The sequence below is a fragment of the Pseudomonas sp. BJP69 genome (genome assembly GCF_007633355.1).
GTDB lineage: Bacteria > Pseudomonadota > Gammaproteobacteria > Pseudomonadales > Pseudomonadaceae > Aquipseudomonas > Aquipseudomonas juntendi.
In genome coordinates this window covers 3,401,291-3,420,294 of the sequence record NZ_CP041933.1, presented here as the reverse complement: position 1 = coordinate 3,420,294, position 19,004 = coordinate 3,401,291, and the positions used below count along the sequence as shown (strand labels likewise).

Sequence of the window (19,004 nt, the reverse complement as noted above, 5' to 3'; positions counted from 1 at the left end):
CCCGAGGGTCTCATGCCCATCAGACAGGACAGCAAAGCAATGGCTCACGTACCGCAAACAAGAATACCCGCCACCTACATCCGTGGTGGCACCAGCAAAGGCGTGTTCTTCCGCCTGCAAGACCTGCCCGAGCCGGCGCAGGTCCCAGGCCCTGCCCGCGACGCGCTATTGCTGCGGGTCATCGGCAGCCCCGACCCTTACGGCAAGCAGATCGACGGCATGGGCGGCGCGACCTCCAGCACCAGCAAGACCGTCATCCTGTCGCCCAGCATCAAGCCGGGCCATGATGTCGATTACCTGTTCGGCCAGGTCAGCATCGACAAGGCCTTTGTCGACTGGAGCGGCAACTGCGGCAACCTCTCTGCCGCGGTCGGGTCGTTCGCCATCAGTAGCGGCCTGGTCGACAGCGCGCGCATTCCACCCAACGGCGTGGCCACCGTGCGTATCTGGCAGGCGAACATCGGCAAGACCATCATTGCCCACGTGCCGGTCACTGAAGGCGAGGTGCAGGAAACCGGTGACTTCGAGCTGGATGGTGTAACGTTCCCGGCAGCGGAAGTGCAGTTGGAGTTCCTTGACCCGGCTGCGGACGAGGACGGCGCCGGCGGTGCCATGTTCCCGACCGGCAACCTGGTCGACGACCTTGAGGTGCCGGGTGTCGGCACCTTCAAGGCCACCTTGATCAATGCCGGCATCCCGACCATTTTCATCAATGCTGCCGATATCGGCTACACCGGCACGGAGCTGCAGGACGCCATCAACGGTGACCCGCAAGCGCTGCTGCGCTTCGAGGCCATCCGTGCCCATGGCGCCGTGCGTATGGGCCTGATCGACCATGTCGACCAGGCTGCCGGGCGTCAGCACACACCGAAAGTGGCCTTCGTCGCACCACCCAGCACGTACACGGCGTCCAGTGGCAAGGCGGTAATGGCAAGCGAGATCGACCTGTTGGTACGGGCCTTGTCGATGGGCAAACTGCACCATGCCATGATGGGCACCGCGGCGGTGGCGATCGGTACGGCGGCGGCCATTCCCGGTACGCTGGTCAACCTGGCGGCGGGCGGGGGCGAGCGCAGCGCCGTGCGTTTCGGCCATCCCTCGGGCACGCTGCGGGTCGGCGCCGAAGCCCGCCAGGTAAACGGCGAGTGGACAGTGACCAAGGCAATCATGAGCCGCAGTGCTCGCGTGCTGATGGAGGGCTGGGTTCGCGTGCCTGGCGACAGCTTCTAACTTACCCCTTTCGCTCGGCCTCAAGCGGGGCCGCTGCGCGGCCCTATCGCTGGCAAGCCAGCTCCCACAGGGAGCGCACCAGGGCTGACAGGTGTTTGCCACAAGATGTCACACGCGCTGAAGATGCAGTGGCGAGCACCTGACAACCCTGGTGCGCCACCCTGTGGGAGATTCTATGGTTTCTGGCAAGGGTAGCCGGAGCATCTTCAGCGCCTGTGAGATCGAGCGCCGCCCGCGCGGCGCAATCGCGAGCTGCGCTCGCTCCTACGTTTGTTTCGGGCCAGTTATTCCTGTCGGATTTGCGCGCGAACGCCTTGGCGCATGCCTCAATATCGCGCCGTACAAACAAGGCGGCCGCGCGCGCCTGTCACAGGCGTTACTGGCCCGAAACAAACGTAGGAGCGAGCGCAGCTCGCGATTGCGCCGCGCGGGCGGCGCTCGCTCTAACAGGCGCTGCCATACCTTGTGGCAAACACCTGTCAGCCCTAAGGCGATCCCTGTGGGAGCTGGCTTGCCAGCGATAGGGCCGGCGAGGAACAAAAAAGCCCCGGCATTTCTGCCAGGGCTTCTTCTTGTGGCTTGCAGCTTACAACTTGCCGCTCAGCTTACGCCTGTACCACCGGGATCTTGGCGTTGGCAGCCGCTTCGCGGAACTCGGCGATCTGGTCGAAGCTCAGGTAGCGGTAGACGTCGGCAGCCATGCTGTCGATGTCTTTGGCGTACTGCATGTACTCTTCGACGGTCGGCAGCTTGCCGATGATCGAAGCCACGGCAGCCAGCTCGGCCGACGCCAGGTACACGTTGGTGGCGTCGCCCAGGCGGTTCGGGAAGTTACGGGTCGAGGTGGAGACCACGGTCGAACCGGTCTGCACACGTGCCTGGTTACCCATGCACAGCGAGCAGCCTGGCATTTCCATGCGTGCACCGGCCTTGCCGTAGATGCCGTAGTAGCCTTCTTCGGTCAGCTGGTGTGCGTCCATCTTGGTTGGCGGGGCCAGCCACAGACGGGTCGGAATACCGCCCTTGACCTTCTCCAGCAGCTTGCCGGCAGCGCGGAAGTGGCCGATGTTGGTCATGCACGAACCGATGAACACTTCGTCGATTTTCTCGCCCTGAACCGAGGACAGCAGGCGCGCGTCGTCTGGGTCGTTCGGCGCGCAGAGCACAGGCTCTTTGACGTCGGCCAGGTCGATCTCGATGATTTCGGCGTACTCGGCATCGGCGTCGGCCGACAGCAGCTCAGGCTTGGCCAGCCAGGCTTCCATGGCCTGGGCGCGGCGCTCGAGGGTACGGGCGTCGCCGTAACCTTCGCCGATCATCCAGCGCAGCAGGGTGATGTTGGACTTCAGGTACTCGGCGATGGCCTTTTCTGGCAGCTTGATGGTGCAGCCGGCAGCAGAGCGCTCGGCCGAAGCGTCGGACAGCTCGAAGGCTTGTTCGACAGTCAGTTCGTCCAGGCCTTCGATTTCCAGGATGCGGCCGGAGAAGGCGTTTTTCTTGCCTTTTTTCTCGACGGTCAGCAGGCCTTGCTTGATGGCGTAGTAAGGGATGGCATGGACCAGGTCACGCAGGGTGATGCCAGGCTGCAGCTTGCCCTTGAAGCGCACCAGGATCGACTCTGGCATGTCCAGCGGCATGACGCCGGTGGCCGCAGCGAACGCAACCAGGCCGGAACCGGCCGGGAACGAGATGCCGATCGGGAAGCGGGTGTGCGAGTCGCCGCCAGTACCCACGGTGTCGGGCATCAGCATGCGGTTCAGCCAGCTGTGGATGATGCCGTCGCCTGGGCGCAGCGACACGCCGCCACGGGTGCGGATGAAGTCTGGCAGGGTGTGGTGGGTGGTGACGTCGATCGGCTTCGGATAAGCCGCGGTGTGGCAGAACGACTGCATCACCAGGTCAGCGGAGAAGCCCAGGCAAGCCAGGTCTTTCAGCTCGTCACGGGTCATCGGGCCGGTGGTGTCCTGGGAGCCGACGGTGGTCATCTTCGGTTCGCAGTAGGCACCTGGGCGCACGCCCTGGCCTTCAGGCAGGCCACACGCACGGCCGACCATTTTCTGCGCCAGGGTGAAGCCCTTGCCGCTGTCGGCTGGCTGCTCCGGCTTCTTGAACAGCCCGGATGGGCCTTGGCCCAGTTCGGCACGGGCTTTTTCGGTCAGGCCACGGCCGACGATCAGCGGGATACGGCCGCCAGCGCGCACTTCATCCAGCAGCACTTCGGTTTTCAGGGCGAAGGTGGTGACCAGCTCGTCGCTGCCATGGCGGCGCACTTCACCTTTGAACGGGTAGACGTCGATGACGTCGCCCATGGCCAGGTTGGTGCAGTCGAACTCGATCGGCAGGGCGCCGGCGTCTTCCATGGTGTTGTAGAAGATCGGGGCGATCTTGGTGCCGAAGCAGAAACCACCGGCGCGCTTGTTCGGCACGTACGGGATGTCGTCGCCGAAGAACCACAGCACCGAGTTGGTGGCGGATTTACGCGAGGAACCGGTACCGACCACGTCACCGACATAGGCAACCGGGTAGCCTTGGGCCTTGACCGCTTCGATCTGGGCGAGTGGGCCTACCGAACCCGGCTGCTGCGGCTCGATGCCGTCACGGGCCATTTTCAGCATGGCCAGGGCGTGCAGCGGGATGTCAGGGCGCGACCAGGCATCGGGTGCAGGGGACAGGTCGTCGGTGTTGGTCTCGCCAGGCACCTTGAACACGCTCAGGGTGTACTTGTCGGCGATGGCCGGGCGCGAGGTGAACCACTCGCCGGCAGCCCAGGACTCCAGCACGGCCTTGGCGTTGGCGTTGCCAGCCTTGGCTTTTTCGGCCACATCGTGGAAGGCATCGAACATCAGCAAGGTGTGCTTGAGCTGTTCGGCCGCGACGGCGCCCAGTTCGGCGTCATCCAGCAGCGCGACCAGCGTTTCGATGTTGTAGCCGCCCTGCATGGTGCCCAGCAGTTCGGTGGCGTGCTTGCGGTCGATCAGTGGCGATTGGGTTTCGCCCTTGGCGACAGCAGAGAGGAAAGCCGCCTTGACATAGGCAGCTTCGTCGACCCCTGGCGGTACACGGTGGGTGATCAGTTCTACGAGGAAGGCTTCTTCGCCGGCCGGCGGGTTTTTCAGCAGCTCGACCAGGCCTGCGGTTTGTTCGGCGTTCAGCGGCTGGGGCACGATGCCCAGGGCGGCGCGCTCTTCGATGTGTTTGCGGTAGGCTTCAAGCACAGTTATTTCCCTCATCAGTGGTCCCTAAAGGGGGTCCGGGACGCTCATCCAGCATTCAATGCACCCATGCGCCGCCACGGCTTTTTGAGCCGCCCGGCCAGGGCCGCAAAGAATCCTTACGGAAGCTGCTTTCAAAGTTTTACGCCTGCAGAACGGGGTGCTGATGAGGGCTGGCGCGGGCATGCGAGGGATGCATGGCCCGGGCCAACGCCGTTCTACCGGATCAACTGTGCTCGTGACGCTTTGAAAACAGCTTCCTACGGACATTGTTGCCTGTGAAAAGGCGGGATGATTCTACGGCAAAAAAAGCCCGAAGGTAAGGCGCAGAACATCACTTTAACGAGTGACCCTGGTTAGACAAAGGGCTAACATGGGCGCGTGTTCCACCGCCATGCTGTTGTTTTTCATGTCCAACAACTCCATCAAGACCCCTTGCGTCGGCCTGTGCTCCACGGTGTATGGGGACACGGTTTGCCGCGGCTGCAAGCGCTTCCACCACGAAGTGATCCACTGGAACGGCTACGATGACGCGCAAAAGCGCGCCGTGTGGCTGCGCCTTGAGCAGTTGCTGGTGCAGGTCATGATGGCCAAGCTCGAGGTGTTCGACAAAAGCCTGTTGCGCCAGCAACTGGAGCAGCGCTCCATCCGCTTCGTCGACCAGCAGTCGGAATATTGCTGGGCGTACCAGCTGATCGCCCGCGGTGCGCGGATGATCCGTGATCTGGAAGCCTACGGCATGGTACTGCTGCCGGAATTCCGCGATTGGGAACTGCCGCAGTTGCGCGATGCCATCGACCGCGAATTCTTCCTTTTGTCCGAAGCGCACTACCAGCGTTACATCGCTCCTGCGTTTCTCGACAGCTCGCTGGGCTAAGCGCTGGCATCAGCGCCTTCGCCGCGTTCACGCCTTGTTTGCATGGCCTGGGAGCGGGTTCCGGCTGCAAGCGGGCAACAGCACTCACTACTGTCTCCCTTTTCCGCCAGTGAAGAGGGCTCGACGGCATGTCCCACTACCAATTCCAACCTCAGAAAAGCTTCATTGCCAGGCTGTACTGGCAGCCACGCCTGAGTACGCAAGGGCAGGTTCAAGGCGTGCCCATCGGTGACACAGGTAATGGCGATTCGCCCTTTACCAGTGGTGGCTGGCTGCACGCCGGCGAAGACCATTACACCGACACGGTGGCACCGGCGTATGTGATCTCACGGCGCAAATTTCGCACGCTGTTCTGGTTCGGCTGCTACGAGACCGATGGTGAGTACGACTTCGAGATCCGCGGCGTGGGGGACGAAGACAGCCATCCGCACTGGCGGCGGCGCGGTCACCGCCTGGATGTCAGCCGCAACGGCTATCTGGCCCTGTACTCGGCCGCGCAGGCCGTTGGCCATGACGCCCTGGCCGCCGGTACCATGCTCTGGCGCCTCGATGGCCTGGCGCCAGCGCAGCTTGCCGAAGGCGATGCGGTCAGCGACGTGAGCCTGGTCAGCCTGCATGGCAAGACGGTCAGGCGGCTGGTCGAGGATGGCTTTCCCTACCTCAGCGAGGTGCAAGGTGAAGCAGGCTACCTGCACCTGCAGGTGCTGAGCATAGGGGCCGCCTGACCTTGGCGGTGTTTCAGTCGCCGTAGTATTCGCACCCGCTGGTGCAGGTCTCGTGGATGCGGACTTTGGACAGCTCCGGCAGCAGCGGCTTGACCTGATCCCAGATCCACTTGGCGATTACCTCGCTGGTGGGGTTTTCCAGGCCGGGAATGTCGTTCAGGTAATTGTGGTCGAGCTGCTCGTAGATCGGCTTGAAAATGGCCTTCACCTCGGCGAAGTCACGGATCCAGCCGGTGTGCGGGTCCAGCGGGCCGGTCAGGTGCAGGCCGACCTTGAACGAGTGGCCGTGCAGGCGGCCGCATTTGTGCCCGGCAGGCACGTGGGGCAGCCGGTGGGCCGATTCGAATGTAAATTCCTTGAAGATTTCCACGCTGTCAGAACTCTGAGTGAATCAATAATGCGCGCAGTTTAACAGCATGACCGCTACAAGGCTTGCAGGCGTTCATGCAGCCGCCCGGTGGCGACCAGTTCCAGCAATTCGTCGCCCAGCCGCTGGCTTTCGGCAATGGCCTTGTACCAATAGCGTTTGCGCCCCGCGGCATCGCCCATGAAACGCTTGAAGTCGTTGCGGTCTGGCAACTTGCCGAAGGGCAGGGCGGCCAGATAGTGCGGCGAGGGCGTCATCAGCAACACGTTCTGCAGCCGCCTGGCATCGCCCTTGCGCCAGGGCAGCGCCTTGTCGAACCAGCCGGGTATGACCTTGTCGGTGAAGTGCGGGTACAGCACCAGGTCGTCGCCGTGGTAAGGCAGGTCGAGGTGGTAATCGAGCAAGCCGCCGTCGCGGTAAGTACCGGCGCCCGCCCCAGGAATATCCTTCACTCCCTGCATGACCATCGGGATCGAGCCCGAGGCGAGCAGGGCCTGGCGCAGGTTGGCCAGGTCCAGCGGCAGGCAGCGCGAAGGGAAGTCGGTCAAGGCATCGAGCGGCGGCGCGCTACGCCCGTCATGCAGGATGATGCGCTCGAAGTGGCGCGCCAGGCGTGCCCGGCCCAATAGATTGCTGGCGACCACCGAGCCCAGGCCGAGGCCCAGGCGGGCACGCTGGTCGTGGGCGAGCTGACCATGGCTTTTCACCACCAGGATGTTCAGGCGATAGTGCGGGTTGGCCAGCAACTGGGCGTCGCGGCCCTGCAGCAGGTCATCGAGCATTGTTGCGCAACTGCGGCTGATTTCTGCCGGTGTAACCCCTTTGGCGAAGTCTTGCTCGGTATACAGTTCGCCAAGCCGGCGGATGCCGGCCACCGGGTCTTGCAGGCAGGCACTGGCGAAGCGCCAGGCGCCGATCGAGGCGCCGATCAGTGCGCGTTGGCGGGGTGCCGACGGTAGCCACTCACCGAACAGGGCCAGGTCCAGGCCTTGGATGCCGAGTGGCTTCGGCCCGCCCGCTGCGCCTGGCAGCACACCTACATCGGCCGCCTGTAGCCCGCGCTCGCGGATGTGCTGCAGGGCACGTTGGCCCGCCTTGAACGTGAGCGCAGGGTATTTGATGTGGATGGCGCTCATGACGGATCTCCTGGGTATCGAGCCGGTGATTATAAGGTTCGGTGAAGCGAATACTGCGTGCTGATGCAACGGCTCGGTGGAACATCACACGGCCCCGCAGGCTGCGCTATCATGCCGCCCGTTGCTTTCAGGTTGAATTAAGGACCGCCGGGTAATCTTAACCCCGTAGACAACTTGTACAGCTCTCAGGAGAGAAGCACGATGAAAACCTTGACTGCCCTGTTCACCGCCGCCGCCCTTGCCCTGGGCGCCAATGCCGCTTTCGCCAAGGATGTGCAGCCCGACGAAGTGGTCAAACTGGTAAACGCCAAGACCATCAAGTCGCTGGATGAACTCAAGGCCACTGCCGTCGCCAAGCACCCCGGCGCCACCGTTACCGATTCCGAGCTGGAAGACGAGTACGGCCGTTACATCTACAAAGTCGAGCTGCGCGATACCCAGAACGTGGAATGGGACGTGGCACTGGACGCCAAGACCGGTGAAGTGGTGAAGGACGAGCGAGACAACTGATGCGTCGCTTACCACGGCCAGCGCGCTACCTGGCGCTGGCGCTGCTGGCCGTGTGCTCGCTGGCAGCCGCCCGCGACCTCGATCAGGATGAAGCCCTTAAGCTGCGGCAAAAGGGCGTCATCCTGCCACTCGAACAGTTGCTGGAAACCGCCCTGGGGCGTTACCCCGGGGCGCGTTTGCTGGAAGCCGAACTGGAAGAGGACGATGATCGCTACGAATATGAGGTCGAGCTGCTGACACCTGCTGGCGTGGTTCGCGAAATCAAGCTTGACGCCAGCACCGGCGCCCTGCTCAAAGATGAGGAAGACGACTGAATGCGCCTGTTGCTTGTCGAGGACAACGTACCGCTGGCCGATGAGCTGATTGCCGGCTTGCAACGCCAGGGCTATGCCGTGGACTGGCTGGCCGATGGCCGTGACGCGGTGTACCAGGGCCAGAGCGAGCCTTATGACCTGATCATCCTCGACCTCGGCTTGCCGGGCATGCCGGGCCTGGAGGTACTCGCCCAGTGGCGTGCCGCTGCGTTGGCCACGCCGGTGCTGATCCTGACCGCGCGCGGCTCCTGGGCCGAGCGTATCGAAGGGTTGAAGGCAGGGGCCGATGACTACCTGAGCAAGCCGTTTCACCCCGAGGAGTTGCAGTTGCGCATACAGGCGCTGTTGCGCCGTGCCCGCGGCCTGGCCAACCAGCCCAGGCTGGAAGCGGCCGGCTTGCACCTGGATGAAGGCCGCCAATGCGTGAGCCGCGACGGTGTAGATATCCAGCTGACCGCTGCGGAGTTTCGCTTGCTGCGCTACTTCATGCTGCACCCGCAGCAGATCCTGTCCAAAAGCCACTTGGCCGAACACCTGTACGACGGTGAAACAGAGCGTGACTCCAATGTATTGGAGGTGCACGTCAATCACTTGCGCCGCAAGCTGGGGCGCAGCGTGATCGAAACCCGCCGTGGGCAAGGTTACATCTACGCCGGGAGCGCCGAGTGAAGTCGATCCAGGCGCGCTTGAGCCTGGGCCTGGTCGCTGTGCTGGTGGTGGTGGGCGTGGTGCTGGCACAACTGACCCTGTGGTTGTTCGAAGCCGGCCTGCAACGCTACCTGGAAAACGGCCTGCGCAAGGAAAGCGAGAACCTGCTGGTGGCCCTGGTGCGGGGGCCGTCCGGCCTGCAGCTGGACGAGCGGCGTATCTCGTCGGCTTATCAGCGGCCGTTTTCCGGCTACTACTTCCGCATCGACTTCGACCAGGGCACCTGGCGTTCTCGCTCGTTGTGGGACCTGGATATGCCCAAACCGGCGGCCCCAGGGCTTTCCGACAGCCATGAGCTGCGGCCGGAAGGGCAGCACCTGTTGGCACTGCGTGCCGACTACCGGCGCCTGGGGCAGGATATTTCCATCAGCGTGGCCCAGGACTATTCCCCGGTACGCCAGGGGTTCCGGCGCCTGCAACAGATCGGCCTGGGCATGGGCCTGGTGGCGTTGATCCTGGTGCTGGTGCTGCAGCGCATCACCGTCACCCGCTCGTTGCGGCCGCTGGAGCGGGCACGCCAGCAGATCGCCCAGCTGCAGCAGGGGCAGCGTTCGCAACTGGATGCCGAAGTCCCCAGCGAGCTGGCCCCGTTGGTGGGGCAGATCAACCATTTGCTCAGCCACACCGAAGACAGCCTGCGCCGTTCACGCAATGCCCTGGGCAACCTTGGCCATGCGCTGAAAACACCGCTGGCGGTGCTGCTCAGCCTGGCGTCGAGCGAGCGCCTCAAGGATTTGCCGCAAGTCAGCGCGCAGATGCGTGAGCAACTGGAGCAGATCCAGCAACGCCTGGCCCGTGAGTTGAACCGGGCGCGCCTGGCCGGCGACGCCCTGCCAGGCGCGCAGTTCGATTGCGATGCCGAGTTGCCCGGCCTGCTCGAAACCCTGGGCATGATCCATGGCGAAGGTTTGCTGCTGGCCAGTGATGTGCCGCCTGGGCTGTCACTGCCATGGGACCGTGAAGACGTTCTGGAGCTGCTGGGCAACCTGCTGGACAACGCCTGCAAATGGGCTGACAGCGAAGTGCGCCTGGGGGCCGAGGCGGATGCCGAAGGGTATCGGCTGTGGGTCGATGATGATGGGCCAGGCATCCCCGAGGGGCAGCGCCAGCAGGTGCTGGGGCGCGGGTCGCGGCTGGACGAGCAGGTGGACGGGCACGGCCTGGGCTTGGGCATCGTGCGTGACATCGTGGAGGCCTGGGGAGGGCAGCTGGCGTTGCAGCAAAGCCCGTTGGGCGGGCTGCGGGTGAGCCTGAACCTGCCGCGCAAGGCCTAGTGGTCCCGAGCCGCGCCTGCGGCTGCGGCGGCCTGCTTTGCCGATAGGCACTGCAAAAAAATTGCAGTACAGGCGCATTTTTTTGAATTGGCCCAATCGCGCCGCGGCCGGCACAATGCCTTCACGAAACCGCGTGGTTTCCATTTCTCCACGGACGGAGCCCCTTGTGATATTGCCTGCGCAATACCAGGCCCAGGCAGCTGCCCTGGGCTTTCTTTTCAAACCGAAAAAAACACGACCCCGATAGTTCAAATGCCTGCCTCGCGTTCCGAAAGTCGTCTGCTGCGGCTATTGCCGCCCGCCCTGAATATCCCCCCCAAAGAATGGTTGCGTGCCGGTATTGGCGCACTGCTTGGCTTGTTCCTCGCCGGCTGGCTGACCAGCATGGCCTACGGCCCGGGCATTGCTCTGCACTTGCTCGGCCCGTTGGCCGCGTCGGCGGTGCTGGTGTTCGCGGTGCACTCCGGCCCGTTGGCTCAGCCTTGGCCAGTGCTGGGCAGTTACGCCCTGGCAAGCGCTGTTGGCCTGGCCATGCGCCAGGGGTTCGGCCCCGAGTTGTGGGTGGCCGCCGTGGCGCTGGGGATCTCGATCCTGGTCATGTGCCTGCTGCGCTGCCTGCACCCGCCGGGTGGCGGGGTGGCCGTGAGTGCGGTACTGGCCGACCCAGGCCTGACCGCCTTGGGCGACCACCTGTTGCAACCGGTGTTGCTCAATGCACTGATCCTGGTAACGGTGGCAGTGCTCTACAACCGCCTGACGGGCGTGCGCTACCCCAAGGGCGCGGTAATCCGCAAGGACCTGCACCATACCCATGACCCGCTGCCTACCGAGCGCGTTGGCGTGCGCAGCGAAGACCTGGACCATGCCCTCGAAGAGCTGGGCGAGTTCGTGGACGTCACCCGGGACGAACTGGAGCGCATTATCCTGGCCACCGAGCAGCATGCCTTGCAGCGCAGCCTGGGCGGCATCACCGCGGCGTCAGTGATGTCTCGCGATGTGCAATTCGCCAGCCCCGACACGACGTTAGAGCAGGCCTGGGCCATGCTGGCCAGCCATCATCTGAAAACACTGCCGGTGCTGCAGCACGGCAAACTGGTGGGCATTGTCAGCCTCAGCGATCTGGTTGGCCCGGCCATGCAACGTGGCCGCTTCACCTGGCGCGGACTGTTCGGCCGCCCGCCCGTGCGCCTGGCCCAGGTGATGATGCAGCCAGTGGTCAGCGTCAGCAGCCAGCACCCGCTGGAGCGCCTGCTGCCGCTGCTGTGCGAACAAGGCCTGCATTGCCTGCCGGTGCTCGACGATGGGCGCCTGGTGGGGGTGATCACCCAGACCGACCTGATTGCCGGCCTCAAGCGCCAGTTGCTCAGCAAGGCCCAACAGGTTTCAGAGAACAGGGTCCCAGCGTTGTGACCAGTCGCTTGCGCCGGCGGCCACCAGCCGGCGCAGCACGCTGAACGCCTGCTGCAGGGCTTCGCTGTCGCGTTTGCGCGGGTAGACCAGATAGGTTGGGTAGGTGAATTCAGGCGCGTGCGGGACTCGCTCGAAAACCCCGCTGTCGAGGTAGGCTTGAACCACCCGTGTGCGGAAGTAGCCGCTACCGCCTTGGTCGAGAATGAACTGCAGCGCCAGTGGTCCGAGGTTGAAGCTCAGCGCCGGGCGCGCGCAGTCGGGCAAGGCGGCGTCATGCTGGCGGCGGAAGGCCTGGCCCCAGTCGATGTAGATATACGGCTCGGGCCGATCGACCCGGCGCACGCGGATCAGCTTTTCTTCCATCAACTGCTCGACCTGCAAACCCGGGCCATAGGTTGGCTGGTAGACCAGCGCAGCGTCCAGCAGGCCCATCTGGACCTTGCGCAGCAGCGCCTCGCCGTCGCTGACCTCGCTGCGGATCGCGTGGCTGGGCAGTTCGCGATGCAGGGCGCTGACCCAATCGAGCATCATCGGGTTGCCCAGGCTCACTTCACCGCCTACATGCAGCACCTGCTGGCAGCCCTCGGGCAGCGGCAGGTCACGGCGCGCCGCCTCCCAGGTCTGCACCAACTGGTTGGCATAACTGACGAAAGCTTCGCCATCGCAGGTCAAGCTGGCGCCACTGCGGCTGCGCACGAACAACTGGCAACCCAGCTGCTGTTCAAGGCGCTGCACCCGGGCGGTGATCGCCGTTTGCGAAACGAACAGGCGCTCGGCGGCAGCGACCAGGCTGCCGCAACGCACGATCTCCAGAAAGGTACGGGCCTGTTCGATATCCATGGGCTGCTCGGTGGCTTGAGGGGGGCCTATTCTAGGGGTTTTGCACCGAAATAGGGCGCATTGGCGCGTTATGCAAATTTGCAGGTCGGTTGTGACTTTAGTCGCCTGGCGAGGCGGGCGGTGCAGGCCATACTTCAGGTTCGCCCTTCAATAACAACAAAATCGGGTTCCTTTCGATATGAGCTACCAGCACAGCTACGCCCAGTCCATCTCCGACCCTGCCGCTTTCTGGGCGGAACAGGCCGCTCACCTGGCCTGGTATCAAAAACCTGCCCAGGTCTTGCAAGAGAACGCCGATGGCACCCACCACTGGTTCGCCGATGGCCGGCTCAATAGCTGCTACCTGGCCCTCGATCACCAGATCGAGCAGGGCCGCGGCGAGCAATTGGCGCTGATCTACGATTCGCCGGTGACTGGCGTGCAGCAAACCTACACCTACCTGCAGTTACGCGACGAGGTGGCGCGCCTGGCCGGCTTGCTGCGCGAGCTGGGCGTTAACAAAGGCGACGGCGTGATCATCTACATGCCCATGGTGCCGCAGGCGGCCATGGCCATGCTGGCCTGTGCGCGGATTGGTGCGGTGCACTCGGTGGTGTTCGGTGGCTTCGCCGCCAACGAGCTGGCCCTGCGCATCGATGACGCGCGGCCGGCGCTGCTGCTGACGGCTTCCTGCGGGCTGGAGTTTGACAAGGTGATCCCCTACAAGCCACTGGTCGACCGTGCGCTGCAACTGGCCAGGCACCAGCCGCGCTCAGTGCTGGTGCTGCAGCGGCCGCAGGTGAAGGCCGATCTGCTGCCAGGGCGCGACCTGGATTGGCAGGTAGCGGTGCAGACTGCCAAGCCGGTTGAGCCGGTAGCGCTGGATGCCGGTGACCCGCTGTACATCATGTACACCTCGGGCACCACGGGCAAACCCAAGGGCATCGTCCGCGAAAACGGCGGCAACGCAGTGGCACTGTGTTACGCCATGCGCCATATCTACGGCATGCAAGCCGGTGATGTGTGGTGGGGCATTTCCGATGTGGGCTGGGTGGTGGGGCACTCGCTGATCGTCTACGGGCCGTTGATGAGCGGCTGCACCACGATATTCTACGAGGGCAAGCCGATTCGCACGCCAGACGCCGCTGCCTACTGGCGGGTGGTCGAGCAGTATCGGGTCAATGCGCTGTTCTGTGCGCCCACGGCCATGCGTGCCATTCGCAAGGAGGACCCGCAGGGCGAGCGGGTGCGCAACCATGACCTCAGCTCGCTGCGCCATGTGTTCCTGGCGGGTGAAAAGCTCGACTCGAGCACCCATCAATGGCTGGAGCAGGTGAGTGGCAAGCCTGTGCACGATCATTGGTGGCAGACCGAGACCGGCTGGCCAGTCACTGCGCCCTGCGTGGGGCTGGAGGGCAGCGCGGCACGGCCGGGTTCGAGCAACCGCGCCGTGCCCGGCTATCACGTGCGTGTGCTGGACGACGAAGGGCGCCTGCTTGGCCCCCACCAGCAGGGCTCGATCGTGATCGCCCTGCCATTGCCGCCCGGTTGCAGCCAGACGCTGTGGGGCGACCACGCACGTTACCTGCAGGCCTATCTGCACAGCTACCCTGGCTACTACCACACGGGCGATGGCGGCTACCTGGACGATGATGGCTTCGTTTACATCATGGGGCGCACCGATGATGTGATCAACGTATCCGGGCATCGGCTTTCCACGGGGGAAATGGAAGACCTGGTGGCGCGCCACCCGGCAGTGGCCGAGTGCGCGGTGATTGGCGTGCATGACGAAATAAAGGGCCAGGTGCCGTTGGCGCTGGTGGTGCTCAAGGACGGCGAGGGCATTACCGAGGCGCAGTTGCTGGTCGACCTGGTGCGCTGCGTGCGCGAGGAAATAGGCCCGTTGGCGTGCTTCAACCGAGTGCGGCTGGTGAAGCGCCTGCCCAAGACCCGGTCCGGGAAGATCCTGCGGGCGGTGTTGCGCAAGATTGCAGATGGGCAGGACTACGTCCCGCCTTCGACCTTGGACGACCCGGCAGTGCTGGGAGAGATCGAGGCGCTGCTGGCTGACTTGCCCAGGGCGGTTTAGCCCTGCGGCCCGACCACCTGCAGCTGCCCCAGGCGGCTGCGGGTGCGCATCAGGTCGGCAAGCGGCCCACCCAGGCTTTCTTCCAGTGGTCGTTTGCCGATCACCGTCACCTGTCTGTCCTGGTCGTACAGCACATCCACCAGGTTGACGAAACGTTGTTGCGCCGCCAGTGAGCAGTCCGCCAGGTCATCCAGCCCATCGATGACCCATTCGTCGAACTGCTCGGCCAGCACCAGGTAGTCGATCACCGCCGTGGCTTTTTCGCACAGGTCGTCGAAGCCGAGCACCACGCGCCGGCCATCCACCGCCAGGGCCCGCAGTGGGCGCTTGTTCACGTTCAGCTGCACTGGCCGTGGCGCGGGTACCTGCAACGCCTGGCGCTGTGCCGCAGTGCCGGGCCATACATAATGCCCCTGGGTGAACCGCTGCTGCTCGCGGTTGGCCGGCAGGCTGCGAAAGTCGGTATCGCCACCGACTTCCAGGACCTCCATCGAGCTGTTGATCAGGCGGATCACCGGCAGGAAACGCTCATGGTACAGGGGGTTGGGCAGCAGCCCCTCAGGCGCGTAGTTGGACGTCACCAGCAAAAACACCCCGCGGCTGAACAAGGCATTGAACAGCCGGGTGAGCAGCATGGCATCGCCAATGTCATGTACATGGAATTCATCGAAACACAGCACCCGGCAATCGCCTATCAGCTCGTCCAGGGTCGCGCCCAGTGCGTCGTCCAGCGCCCGGTGGCGATGCATGCCTTGGTGCAGGCGGGCAAAAAAATCATGAAAGTGCAGGCGCTTCTTGGCTTCGACCGGTACGGCCTGATAGAAGCCGTCGAGCAGCCAGCTTTTGCCCCGGCCGACCGAGCCGTACAGGTACAGGCTACGCGGCTGGCCTTGCTCCAATTGTGCCAATTGCCTGGCCATGCAGTGGATCACCCGGCGCTGGCCATCGCTGAGCTGATAACCACGGCTGTGCGCCTTGTCTTCGAACCAGGCGAGCAGTTCGCTCTGATGCGCGGCAGCGCCGCGCAGGCGTTGGCCAAGTTGGCGCAGCGGGGTAGGGATCCAGGCAGGCAAAAGCACAGCTCCTTGGGCATTGACGGGGCAGTGTGCAGCTTGCCCGAGGGCGGCGATTTTGACCAATAGAGAAATTGCGCGGCAATCATCACTTCTCGCGATAGGTGTCGCCGCCACGGCTGCCCGCTGGGCTATGCCTTGCGTTCCAGCTGGCGCTCGATCATGTACTTCACCGCCAGGCGGCGCTCTTTCAGGTGGCGCAGGTCCTCGTCGACGAAATTGCCTGCCGAGATGGCCTCGGCGGCCAGTACCTGGTTGTCGATATCGACGTACTCATCCAGCAAGCGATCCAGTGCCTTGTCGGCCTGGCGACGTTGCTGAACGATCTCGCGTGGGTAGTGCAGGTCCTGGTAAAGGTCGTGAGAGACAGGCATGGGTTCCTCCTTGGTCAATGCAGATGGGTTATCTGATTTGAAGGGAGGAACGCGAATGTGTTGAAGCGAAGCGAGAAGAAAACGACGGATGGTAGGCGGCGGCGGCAGAAATGACTAAGCCGCTGTTTTTTGGCAATTTTTTTTCATCAGGGGGTTCACAGACCGAAACTTTGTTGTTAAAGTGCCGCGCATTCCAAGACAACACGCAGTTGTCACTCACTTGGAATTGTCAGAGCAGCTCACGCTGCATCCGATACAGGGGCGTCGCCAAGCGGTAAGGCAGCAGGTTTTGATCCTGCCATGCGTTGGTTCGAATCCAGCCGCCCCTGCCATTTCCCAGTTCCAAACGTAACTTGCCCGGTGCTTATTCTGATGAGCGTCGGGTTTTGTCGTTTCTGCGCGTGCGAAATGCCACACCCACTGTGGCCGCAGCGTTGCGTTGGCCCAGGGCCGCAAAGCGGCCCAGCCATTGGTCAGCCCTGGCGCACTGCCAGGCCGCCCAGCATCTCGTTGAGCACCCGCGCCAGTTCATCGGCTTGCACCGGTTTCTGCATCACCAGGCTGCCCGGCAATTCCAACCCTTGCAACTCCGCATAGCCAGTAAGAAACACCACCGGCAGGTGCGGGCGCCGCTCGCGGGCCGCTAATGCCAGTTGCCCACCGTTGAATTCCGGCATGGCGAAATCGGTCAGCAGCAAGTCGATCTCGTCATCCAGCAACGCCAGTGCCTGTTCGCCGCTGTGCGCCTGGCGCACCTGGTAGCCGTACTGGCGCAGTACATCGCCGAGCATGTCACGTACCAGGTGGTCATCGTCCACCAGCAGTACGGTCCGGTTACGGCCGCTATCGTTGATCGAAAGGCTGAGCACGGCAGCTGCCGGTTCACTGACCGCGCGGTCTTTCACTGCTGGCAGGTATACCGCCACCTCGGTACCACGCCCTGGCTTGGTGTCGATGCGCACACCACCACCGGACTGTTTGGCGAAACCAAAGACCTGGGCCAGCCCAAGCCCTGAACCCTTGCCGATATCCTTGGTGGTAAAGAACGGCTCGAACACCTTGGCCACCACCTCTTCGCTCATGCCGCACCCGGTGTCGCGAATGCTCAGCATCACGTATTCGCCCCGCTCTGGGTCTTCCGGGCGCTGTGGGGCGGTGTCGATGCAGGTGTTGTGGGTCGCCAGGATCAACTGGCCGCCATCGGGCATGGCATCGCGGGCATTGATGGCCAGGTTGAGGATGATCATTTCAGTCTGGGTCGGATCGGTCAGCGCCTGCCACAAGCTTGGGTCCAGGTCCAGGCGCACCGAGATGTTGCCGCCCAAGGTGCGGCGTAACAGTTCCTCAAGGCCCGCCAGGGTGCGGTTGAGGTTCAGCGGTACCGGTTCCAGGCGCTGGCGACGGGAGAAGGCGAGCAATTGCGAGGTCAACTTGGCACCGCGCTCACCCGCTTCGCGAACATGCTTGAGGCGCGACCGGGCTTTGTCCAGGTCGCCCCGGGTCAGGTCGCGCTCAAGGAAACTGGCACCGGTGAGGATCACGGTCAGCAGGTTGTTGAAGTCGTGCGCCACGCCGGCAGTCAGCTGGCCGACCGCTTCCAGGCGCTGCATCTGCTGCAAGGCGGCCTCGATGCGCTCGCGCTCATCGATCTGCTCGCGCAGGCGAGCATTGGCTTCGGCCAGGCCCAACGCGGTTTCGCGCTCGCTGGTGATGTCCCGGGCGACCACGTAAAGCAGGGTGTCTTCGGGCACCACGACCCACGACAGCCAGCGTTGCTGGCCACTGGCGTGAAGGATGCGGCCAACGAAACGCACGCTGGTACGGCCGTGCGCGAGCGCGGCCAGTTCGGTCAACAGCAGTTCCTGATCGCTGTCGGGCAACAGGTGCAACAGCGACGACTGGCTCAGGCGCTCGCGGGAAAAGCCCAGGCTGGCTTCCCAGGCGGGGTTCAGCGCCACCGGGGTCAGGTCCTTGTTCAGCACTGCCAGCAGATCCTGTGACAGCTCCCAGGCGCGGTCGCGTTCACGGGTACGGCGTTCCACCCGCTCGCCCAGCATCTCGTTGAGCTGGCGCAGTGCCTGGGTGGCCAGGCGCTGGGTGTTGATGTCTTGCAGCACGCCGGAAAAGCGCACGCACTGACCGTTCACGAACTGGCTCTGGCCACTGCTGAGCAACCAGCGCGGCTCCTGGCCACTGGGTTGGGCAGTGCGAAATTCCACCCGGTACTGGCCACCACTTTCGGGCAGCATGGCGTATTCGACGGCATCGCGCACCAGCGCCAGGTCGTCTGGGTAGATGCCGTCGTAGAATACCTGCATGGTCATGTCGGCGCTGGCGGGCAGACCGAACAGGGTCTTGCAGCGCTCGTCGCATATCAACAGGCCATCTTGCGGGCGCAGGTCCCAGGTGCCCATGCCCGCGGCGTCGATGGCGATGCGCGCCCGCGCCTCGACATCGACCAGCGCCTCCTCGGCGCGGCGCCGGCGCTGGCGCTCCTGCACTTCGGTCATTGCCCGGCGTACCGCCTTGGGCAGTAGCTGCAGGTTCTTCTTCAGCACATAGTCGGTAGCACCCAGGCGGATCATTTCCACGGCGTGCTCTTCGCCGTAGATCCCGGATAGAAATATGAACGGGGTGTCGGCAGCCAGGCGCTGGGCGATGGCCAGCACCTCGGTGCCGGACGAGCCCGGCAGCACGCAGTCGCAAAGGATCAGATCGTAGTGGTCCTGCTTCAGGGCATGCTCGACCCCCGTATGGTCGAATACCAGATGCGATTGCACATGCAGCCCGCTGCGCTCCAGGCGCATCAAGGTCAGCTCGGCGTCCATCGAGCTGTCTTCGACCATCAGTAGTTTCAACGGCGTTTGCGGCATCGTTGCGGCGGCC

Annotated in this window: 16 protein-coding genes and 1 tRNA gene; 10 read left to right on the top strand and 7 right to left on the bottom strand. The window is 63.8% G+C overall.

From position 1 onward, the window contains the following. Positions 1-39: 39 nt before the first annotated feature. A complete protein-coding gene (prpF, locus tag FPB55_RS15885) occupies positions 40-1,230 on the top strand; it encodes a 2-methylaconitate cis-trans isomerase PrpF (protein ID WP_144188638.1) in 1,191 nt (396 codons plus the stop codon). A gap of 605 nt (positions 1,231-1,835) precedes the next feature. On the opposite strand, the gene acnB is transcribed toward prpF, so the two are convergent. Beyond that, positions 1,836-4,445, bottom strand: a complete 2,610-nt coding sequence (gene acnB / locus FPB55_RS15880) for a bifunctional aconitate hydratase 2/2-methylisocitrate dehydratase (RefSeq protein WP_047149740.1) — start codon at positions 4,443-4,445, stop codon at positions 1,836-1,838. A gap of 406 nt (positions 4,446-4,851) precedes the next feature. On the opposite strand from acnB, the gene FPB55_RS15875 reads away from it, so the two are divergent. Together FPB55_RS15875 and FPB55_RS15870 are read left to right on the top strand one after the other, a co-directional pair. Then, positions 4,852-5,319, top strand: a complete 468-nt coding sequence (locus FPB55_RS15875; RefSeq protein ID WP_009685942.1) for a DUF1289 domain-containing protein — start codon at positions 4,852-4,854, stop codon at positions 5,317-5,319. A gap of 128 nt (positions 5,320-5,447) precedes the next feature. Continuing rightward, entirely contained in the window at positions 5,448-6,044 is a 597-nt protein-coding gene (locus FPB55_RS15870; RefSeq protein ID WP_144188636.1) for a hypothetical protein, read from the top strand. A gap of 13 nt (positions 6,045-6,057) precedes the next feature. Here FPB55_RS15870 and queD read toward each other — a convergent pair whose 3' ends face one another. Together queD and FPB55_RS15860 are read right to left on the bottom strand one after the other, a co-directional pair. Then, complete coding sequence (gene queD, locus FPB55_RS15865; RefSeq protein ID WP_009685940.1) at positions 6,058-6,414, bottom strand: 6-carboxytetrahydropterin synthase QueD; 357 nt, start codon at positions 6,412-6,414, stop codon at positions 6,058-6,060. Between the two features lie 53 nt (positions 6,415-6,467). Continuing rightward, positions 6,468-7,547 carry a patatin-like phospholipase family protein gene (locus FPB55_RS15860; protein WP_054881342.1) on the bottom strand — a complete coding sequence of 360 codons (1,080 nt, stop codon included), beginning with the start codon at positions 7,545-7,547 and terminating at the stop codon, positions 6,468-6,470. Between the two features lie 201 nt (positions 7,548-7,748). On the opposite strand from FPB55_RS15860, the gene FPB55_RS15855 reads away from it, so the two are divergent. The 5 genes from FPB55_RS15855 to FPB55_RS15835 all read left to right on the top strand — a co-directional run bounded on the left by FPB55_RS15855 (position 7,749) and on the right by FPB55_RS15835 (position 11,763). Continuing rightward, on the top strand, positions 7,749-8,057 hold the full coding sequence (locus FPB55_RS15855; protein ID WP_009685938.1) for a PepSY domain-containing protein: 309 nt from the start codon (positions 7,749-7,751) through the stop codon (positions 8,055-8,057). Then, a complete protein-coding gene (locus tag FPB55_RS15850) occupies positions 8,057-8,371 on the top strand; it encodes a PepSY domain-containing protein (RefSeq protein WP_009685937.1) in 315 nt (104 codons plus the stop codon). Before FPB55_RS15855 ends, FPB55_RS15850 begins: the two co-directional genes overlap by 1 nt. Beyond that, complete coding sequence (locus FPB55_RS15845) at positions 8,372-9,040, top strand: response regulator transcription factor (RefSeq protein ID WP_009685936.1); 669 nt, start codon at positions 8,372-8,374, stop codon at positions 9,038-9,040. Beyond that, positions 9,037-10,353: a sensor histidine kinase gene (locus tag FPB55_RS15840; protein ID WP_115294379.1), complete on the top strand. Its 1,317-nt coding sequence runs from the start codon at positions 9,037-9,039 to the stop codon at positions 10,351-10,353. The genes FPB55_RS15845 and FPB55_RS15840 overlap by 4 nt, the downstream gene beginning before the upstream one ends. 252 nt (positions 10,354-10,605) lie before the next feature. Next, positions 10,606-11,763, top strand: coding sequence for an HPP family protein (locus FPB55_RS15835; protein ID WP_115294378.1), 1,158 nt, complete (start codon positions 10,606-10,608; stop codon positions 11,761-11,763). On the opposite strand, the gene FPB55_RS15830 is transcribed toward FPB55_RS15835, so the two are convergent. Continuing rightward, positions 11,737-12,603, bottom strand: coding sequence for a LysR family transcriptional regulator (locus tag FPB55_RS15830; protein ID WP_144188634.1), 867 nt, complete (start codon positions 12,601-12,603; stop codon positions 11,737-11,739). The two genes, FPB55_RS15835 and FPB55_RS15830, sit on opposite strands and share 27 nt — an antisense overlap. Positions 12,604-12,781: 178 nt before the next feature. Between FPB55_RS15830 and FPB55_RS15825 the strand changes: the two genes are divergently transcribed. Continuing rightward, on the top strand, positions 12,782-14,671 hold the full coding sequence (locus tag FPB55_RS15825) for a propionyl-CoA synthetase (RefSeq protein WP_047149738.1): 1,890 nt from the start codon (positions 12,782-12,784) through the stop codon (positions 14,669-14,671). Here the strand turns inward: FPB55_RS15825 and zapE are convergent. Continuing rightward, complete coding sequence (gene zapE, locus FPB55_RS15820) at positions 14,668-15,744, bottom strand: cell division protein ZapE (RefSeq protein WP_009685929.1); 1,077 nt, start codon at positions 15,742-15,744, stop codon at positions 14,668-14,670. The genes FPB55_RS15825 and zapE overlap by 4 nt on opposite strands. A 131-nt stretch (positions 15,745-15,875) precedes the next feature. Continuing rightward, a complete protein-coding gene (locus FPB55_RS15815; protein ID WP_009685928.1) occupies positions 15,876-16,118 on the bottom strand; it encodes a DUF465 domain-containing protein in 243 nt (80 codons plus the stop codon). Positions 16,119-16,375: 257 nt separating this feature from the next. Here FPB55_RS15815 and FPB55_RS15810 point away from each other — a divergent pair. Then, positions 16,376-16,450, top strand: a tRNA-Gln gene (locus FPB55_RS15810). Positions 16,451-16,591: 141 nt separating this feature from the next. On the opposite strand, the gene FPB55_RS15805 is transcribed toward FPB55_RS15810, so the two are convergent. After that, complete coding sequence (locus FPB55_RS15805; protein ID WP_047149737.1) at positions 16,592-18,991, bottom strand: response regulator; 2,400 nt, start codon at positions 18,989-18,991, stop codon at positions 16,592-16,594. Positions 18,992-19,004: the final 13 nt, after the last annotated feature.

Bases quoted from the DNA above. Each gene is read 5' to 3' on its own strand.
- prpF (WP_144188638.1), top strand. From the start codon at position 40: ATGGCTCACGTACCGCAAACAAGAATACCCGCCACCTACATCCGTGGT.
- FPB55_RS15875 (WP_009685942.1), top strand. From the start codon at position 4,852: ATGTCCAACAACTCCATCAAGACCCCTTGCGTCGGCCTGTGCTCCACG.
- FPB55_RS15870 (WP_144188636.1), top strand. From the start codon at position 5,448: ATGTCCCACTACCAATTCCAACCTCAGAAAAGCTTCATTGCCAGGCTG.
- FPB55_RS15860 (WP_054881342.1), bottom strand. From the start codon at position 7,547: ATGAGCGCCATCCACATCAAATACCCTGCGCTCACGTTCAAGGCGGGC.
- FPB55_RS15855 (WP_009685938.1), top strand. From the start codon at position 7,749: ATGAAAACCTTGACTGCCCTGTTCACCGCCGCCGCCCTTGCCCTGGGC.
- FPB55_RS15850 (WP_009685937.1), top strand. From the start codon at position 8,057: ATGCGTCGCTTACCACGGCCAGCGCGCTACCTGGCGCTGGCGCTGCTG.
- FPB55_RS15845 (WP_009685936.1), top strand. From the start codon at position 8,372: ATGCGCCTGTTGCTTGTCGAGGACAACGTACCGCTGGCCGATGAGCTG.
- FPB55_RS15835 (WP_115294378.1), top strand. From the start codon at position 10,606: ATGCCTGCCTCGCGTTCCGAAAGTCGTCTGCTGCGGCTATTGCCGCCC.
- FPB55_RS15830 (WP_144188634.1), bottom strand. From the start codon at position 12,603: ATGGATATCGAACAGGCCCGTACCTTTCTGGAGATCGTGCGTTGCGGC.
- FPB55_RS15825 (WP_047149738.1), top strand. From the start codon at position 12,782: ATGAGCTACCAGCACAGCTACGCCCAGTCCATCTCCGACCCTGCCGCT.
- FPB55_RS15815 (WP_009685928.1), bottom strand. From the start codon at position 16,118: ATGCCTGTCTCTCACGACCTTTACCAGGACCTGCACTACCCACGCGAG.
- FPB55_RS15805 (WP_047149737.1), bottom strand. From the start codon at position 18,991: ATGCCGCAAACGCCGTTGAAACTACTGATGGTCGAAGACAGCTCGATG.